General features: G+C 63.7%; 5 protein-coding genes and 1 pseudogene. 5 read left to right on the top strand and 1 reads right to left on the bottom strand.

The features are described from left to right. Nucleotides 1-52 precede the first annotated feature (52 nt). From EN884_RS23750 to EN884_RS23740, 3 genes are all read left to right on the top strand, one after another. Nucleotides 53-1,003, top strand: a complete 951-nt coding sequence (locus EN884_RS23750; protein ID WP_063168175.1) for an AEC family transporter — start codon at nucleotides 53-55, stop codon at nucleotides 1,001-1,003. Between the two features lie 190 nt (nucleotides 1,004-1,193). Further along, nucleotides 1,194-2,651 (top strand): NAD-dependent succinate-semialdehyde dehydrogenase, encoded by a 1,458-nt coding sequence (locus EN884_RS23745; RefSeq protein WP_013531228.1) that lies wholly within the window; start codon nucleotides 1,194-1,196, stop codon nucleotides 2,649-2,651. A 92-nt stretch (nucleotides 2,652-2,743) separates the two neighbouring features. After that, complete coding sequence (locus EN884_RS23740; protein WP_063168174.1) at nucleotides 2,744-3,766, top strand: aldose epimerase family protein; 1,023 nt, start codon at nucleotides 2,744-2,746, stop codon at nucleotides 3,764-3,766. An 11-nt stretch (nucleotides 3,767-3,777) separates the two neighbouring features. On the opposite strand, the gene EN884_RS23735 is transcribed toward EN884_RS23740, so the two are convergent. Then, on the bottom strand, nucleotides 3,778-4,698 hold the full coding sequence (locus EN884_RS23735) for a sugar kinase (protein WP_063168173.1): 921 nt from the start codon (nucleotides 4,696-4,698) through the stop codon (nucleotides 3,778-3,780). Nucleotides 4,699-4,850: 152 nt separating this feature from the next. Between EN884_RS23735 and EN884_RS23730 the strand changes: the two genes are divergently transcribed. Both EN884_RS23730 and EN884_RS23725 read left to right on the top strand, forming a co-directional pair. Next, a complete protein-coding gene (locus EN884_RS23730; protein ID WP_024503807.1) occupies nucleotides 4,851-5,300 on the top strand; it encodes a FixH family protein in 450 nt (149 codons plus the stop codon). A 7-nt stretch (nucleotides 5,301-5,307) separates the two neighbouring features. Then, nucleotides 5,308-5,546 (top strand): annotated as a pseudogene (locus EN884_RS23725) (methylamine utilization protein); the annotation flags it as partial.

Below are 5,546 nucleotides of genomic sequence, written 5' to 3'. Positions count from 1 at the left end.
GCGTCGCGGTCCTGGCTCGCCTATCACGGGGAACCCGCCCCTCACGGTAAAAATGTCTCCGCTCACCGAAACCGTTCTTTTCGTCTTCAGCCTTGTCGCGCTCGGCTACCTCGCCGGGCTCACCGGCTATCTGAAGCCGGCGAGCGGCGAGGGGATTTCGGAATTTGCCATCAACGTGGCGATGCCGCTGCTGCTGTTCCAGACGATGGTGAAGTCCGACTTCCATGGCGTGGCGCCTTGGCCGCTGTGGGGCGCTTACTTCACGGCGGTTGCAATGACATGGGCTGCCGGCCATCTGGTGACGACGCGGATCTTCGGGCGGGACGCACGCGCAGGCATCGTCGGTGGAGTGTCGTCGTCCTTCTCGAATGTGGTGCTGCTGGGCATTCCCTTCGTTCTCGGCGTATTCGGGTCGAGGGGATTCGAAGTGCTGTCGCTGCTCGTTTCCGTGCATCTGCCGACCATGATGATGGCTTCGATCATCATGTTCGAGATATTTGGCCGCGGTGGCAGTGAGCCCGTACACCTGCTGCGCATCGTCCAGAGCTTTCTGAGAAGACTGTTCACCAATCCCCTGATCATCGGTATCCTGGCCGGGCTGGCCTGGCGCCTAACCGGCGCGCCGCTGCCGAACCTTGCCACGCGGCTGGTCGATACGCTGGCTGGCACTGCCGGGCCAGTGGCGCTGTTCGCCATGGGGCTCAGCCTGCGCCGTTTCGGCATATCGGGCAATGTCCGGCCGGCGTTGGCGCTTTCGGTGCTGAAGCTGTTCCTGATGCCGGCGCTGGTGCTGGTCTTCGTCTGGTTGCTCGGCATGCCGCCCTTGACGGCCAAGGTGGCGGTGATGGTGGCCGCGATGCCATCCGGCGTCAATTCCTATCTGATCGCGGTGCAGTTCAACACCGGCCAGGCGCTGGCGTCGAACCAGATGACCCTCGCCACGGCCTGCGCCGCCGTCACCACCGCGTTCTGGCTGACTGTTGTCTTGTACGTTTTCGGGTAAGGCATCGGTGTAAGCACGTCAGCCTGCTCTCGTCTCGCTCTGGCCCAAGCCCTATATGCCATCTTGCGATTGCTTGCGTGCCTTGCCCTCGGTAAAGAGCAGTGGCTCCGGCGTGCCGGCCTCAGTCCATGGCGCACGCGCACCGAAGATTTCACAGACCCGCCCGTCAGGGCGCCGAACGGAGGATAGCATGCTTCAGAAAACCAGCCATTTCATGCGGCAGGCCAATCTCATCAATGGCGAATGGGTGCAGGCCGACAGCGGCCAGACGGTCGACGTCAACAACCCTGCCACCGGTCTCAAGATCGGCACCGTGCCGAAGTCGGGCAAGGCCGAGACCCGCCGCGCCATCGAAGCCGCCGCGGAAGCTTTCAAGACCTGGCGCAAGACGACCGCGCTCGAGCGCTCGAAGCTGCTGCGCAAGCTGCACGACGCGATGATGGACAATCAGGACGTACTGGCCGAACTGCTGACCATCGAGCAGGGCAAGTCGCTGTTCGAATCGAAGGGGGAGATCGGCTCGGCCGCGTCCTACATATTGTGGTTCGCCGAGGAAGGTCGCCGCACCTATGGCGACGTCGTGCCCTCGCCATGGGCGGACCGCCGCATCCTGGTGACCAAGGAGCCGGTTGGCGTCATCGCCGCCATCACGCCGTGGAATTTTCCGTCCTCGATGCTGGCCCGCAAGCTCGGCCCGGCGCTCGCCGCCGGCTGCACCGCCGTGGTCAAGCCTGCGTCGCAGACGCCGTATTCGGGTCTCGCCTGGGGCGCGCTCGCAGAGGAAGTCGGTTTCCCCAAGGGCGTCGTCAACATCCTGACCGGTTCGGCCAGCGAGATCGGCGACGAGATCTGCGCCAATCCGCTGGTGTCGAAGATCACTTTCACCGGCTCGACCGAGGTCGGCAAGCTTCTCATCCAGAAGTCGTCGGTCACCGTCAAGAAGGTGTCGATGGAACTCGGCGGCAACGCGCCGTTCATCGTTTTCGACGACGCCGACCTCGAGCGTGCCGTCGCCGGCGCCATCACCGCCAAGTACCGCAATTCCGGCCAGACCTGCGTTTGCACCAACCGCTTCCTTGTCCAGGCAGGTGTCTATGACAAGTTCGTCGAGAAGCTCGCTGCCGCCAGCAACGCGCTGAAGGTCGGCTCCGGCCTCGAGGACGGCGTGCAGCAGGGGCCGCTGATCGACGAGAAGGCGGTCGAGAAGGTCGAGGAACTGATCGCCGACGCCACATCAAAGGGCGGCAAGATCGTTGCCGGCGGCAAGCGCCATGCGCTCGGCGGTTCGTTCTTCCAGCCGACGGTCATCGCCAACGCGACACCCAAGATGCGCTTCATGAAGGAAGAGATCTTTGGCCCGGTCGCACCGGTGTTCAAGTTCGAGACCGAAGAGGAAGCCGTCGCCCTCGCCAACGACACCGAATTCGGCCTTGCCTGCTACTTCTACACCGGTGACCTCGGCCGCGCCTTCCGAGTGATGGAAGGGCTGAAATACGGCATGGTCGGGGTCAATGAAGGCCTCATCACCACGCCGGAGGCGCCGTTCGGCGGCGTCAAGGAATCCGGCCTCGGCAAGGAAGGCGGGCATCAGGGCATCGAGGATTATCTCGACACCAAATATGTCTGCATCGGCGGCCTCGGCCTCTGATAGGCTATCCCTGGGATGGGGAGGCCGATGGCCTGCCCATCTCTCATGGAAAAACCAGCCGAAGTCTTCTGGATCAACTGGCATTTACGGGCATGGCGATGAAGGACGGCGAGGTTTTCGGCACGACGCAGGCTGGCGAGCAGGTGCGTCGCTTCACGATCAGGGGCGGCGGCATCACAGCCAACATCATCGGTCTGGGCGCGATCATCCAGGATTTGCGCCTGACCGGGCACGATGCTCCGCTGGTGCTCGGCTATGACAGTCTGGAAGGCTACGAGACGGATACGGCCTTCTTCGGTGCGGTCGTCGGCCGCTATGCCAACCGCATCCGCGACGGCCGCTTCACCATTGGCGGCAGCCGCTACCAGACCGAGCAAAACTTCCTCGACAAGCATACGCTGCATGGCGGCTCGCAAGGTTACTCCCACCGGCCGTGGACGGTTTCCTTGCATGGCAGGGATTTCGTCACGCTGACGCTGCACGATCCCGACGGCACGATGGGTTTTCCCGGCGCGCTCGACGTCACCTGCACCTACCGGCTGAAGATCCCCGGCACGCTCAGCGTCGAGCTGACCGCCACCTGCGAGGAGCCGACGCTGTGCAATCTCACCCAGCATTCCTATTTCAACCTGGATGATGGCGGCGCAGGCGACATTCTCGACCACAGGATGATGCTGAATGCCGGCGCCTACCTGCCGGTCGATGGCGACATGATCCCCACAGGCGTGGTCAAGCCGGTTGACGGCACGCCATTCGATTTCCGCCAGGCGCGGCCGCTGCGCATGGAAACCGAGGGTGATCAACTGCCCTACGACCAGAATTTCTGCCTTGCTTCGGCACGCGGGCCGCTCAAGCAGGCGGCATGGACGCAAGGCGCCAGTTCCGGTGTCGAGATGGAGGTCTGGACCACCGAGCCCGGCGTCCAGCTCTATACCGGCCAGTATGTGACGCCGCGCACCGGGCTGGAAGGGCGGAACTACAAGGCCTTTTGCGGCTTCTGCCTGGAGCCGCAGATTTGGCCGGACGCGCCGAACCGGCCTTATTTCCCGCAAGCAACGCTGTGGCCGGGCGCGATCTACCACCACGTCACGGAATACAGGTTCCGCCTGCCCTAGTTTTTCCGACCTTAGCCTTCGAAAGCCGCCCGCAGCGTCTCGAACGGCGCCAGCGCGCCGCGCACTTGCACCACGGCGGCGGCGACACGATGCGCACGGCGCGCGGCTTCCTGCGGGTCGTGGCCGGCAAGACGAGCCGCAAGATAGCCGCCGTTGAACGAATCGCCGGCGCCGGTCGTATCGGCGGGGGCGGCGACATGGATCGCCGGGACTTCGCGTAGTGTTTCTCCTTGGGCAATCAGGGCGGGCTGCTCGCCGTTCTTGACGACGACCTCGCTAACCAGTTGCCTGAGTCGCTTTGCGGTCGCTTGCGGTGTTGCATCGCCAAACAGCATCTGCTCGTCGGGGAAAGTCGGCAATGCGATGTCGGTGGCGGCAAGGGCTTCGACGATCGCTGCCTGTGCATCCTCGCGATTGCGCCAAAGCCGCGGCCGGTAGTTGGGATCGAAGGCGACAAGTGAACCGGCCGAGCGCGCCTTGGCGACAGCCGCCAGCAATACGGCGCGCGCGGCCTCATCCAGAATTGCCAAAGTGATTCCGGAAAAATAGACAAGCGCCTGATTTACCAGGTTTTCCGACAATGCAACCGGGTCTGAGGCGAGCTGCCGCGCGGCGGCGTCGCCGCGCCAGTAGGTGAAGGAACGCTCGGCCCCGGTCAGCGTGATGGCATAGAGGCCAGGCCGTGCGCCCGCTATGATCGGGCTGGAGCCGATGCCGATGCCGTTCTGGCCTAAGAAATCGATCTGGGCTTGCGAGAACGGATCGTCGCCGAAGGCCGAGACATAGGTTGCCGGCCGCTCAGTGCTCAGCGCGTGCAGCGCCCACAGCGTGTTGAACGTGTCGCCGGCAAAGCCCATGCGCCAGTTCGGTCCGGTCTGGCCCGACAGTTCGAGCATGCATTCGCCGATCGAGGCGACGCCGGTTCCCGCCATCTACAATCCTCCAGTGCTTCCCGGTGCTGTAGCTTTTTGCCATCGGCAGCGCCATGCTTGGCAAGCAGGGTTTTTTCCGCCACAGCGTTTTCCCACAGGCTGGCGGGATGCGATCCGTTCGGCAGAGCGTTGTCTGCAGAAGAGGAACCGGTTTGGCATCGATATGGCGTTATCTTCTGGCGGGTCTTGGTCTGGCTGCCTTGCTGGTCGGCATTCTCGCGGTCGTCTTCCTGACGGCGCCGCGTTCGTCGCTGCCAGCCGGCCCGGATGTCGCGCGGACGAAGAAAACCGACAACGGGCTGTACGTGGCGAGTTTCGTGCCGGAACGGGGCGTGGTGCGGCAGGGCGAACTGGAATCCTGGCTGCTGACCCTGAAGACAAAGACAGGGGCTTCGGTGGAGCGCGCCGCGATCGCCATCTCCGGCGGCATGCCGCAACACAATCACGGCCTGCCGACCAGCCCGCAGGTCACCGATTACCTGGGCGAAGGCCGTTACCGCATCGAGGGGCTGAAATTCACCATGAGCGGCTGGTGGCAACTTCGTTTCGCCATCTCATCCGGCGCCGGCTCCGATACCGTACTGTTCAACGTGGTGCTGTGAGCGATCGATGAAGCGCCTTTTCCGCTTTCTGGCGCTGATGGTCGCCGTCGTCCTCGTGGGCTGCGGCAAGCCTGATTTTTCCGACGCAGAAAAGAAGACTATCGCTTCGCTGGCGCTGTCGTCGCTGCCGGCGCTCAAGGCCGACACCACCAATCGTTTTGCCGACGTGCCGGCCGCCGCCGCACTCGGCTCGACGCTGTTCTTCGATCAGGGCATGAGCGGTGACGGGTCGGTATCCTGTTCGAC

The sequence above is a fragment of the Mesorhizobium sp. M7A.F.Ca.AU.001.01.1.1 genome (assembly GCF_004022735.1).
In the GTDB taxonomy this organism is placed as follows: Bacteria; Pseudomonadota; Alphaproteobacteria; order Rhizobiales; family Rhizobiaceae; genus Mesorhizobium; species Mesorhizobium ciceri.
This window is presented reverse-complemented; position numbering and strand designations above follow the sequence as displayed.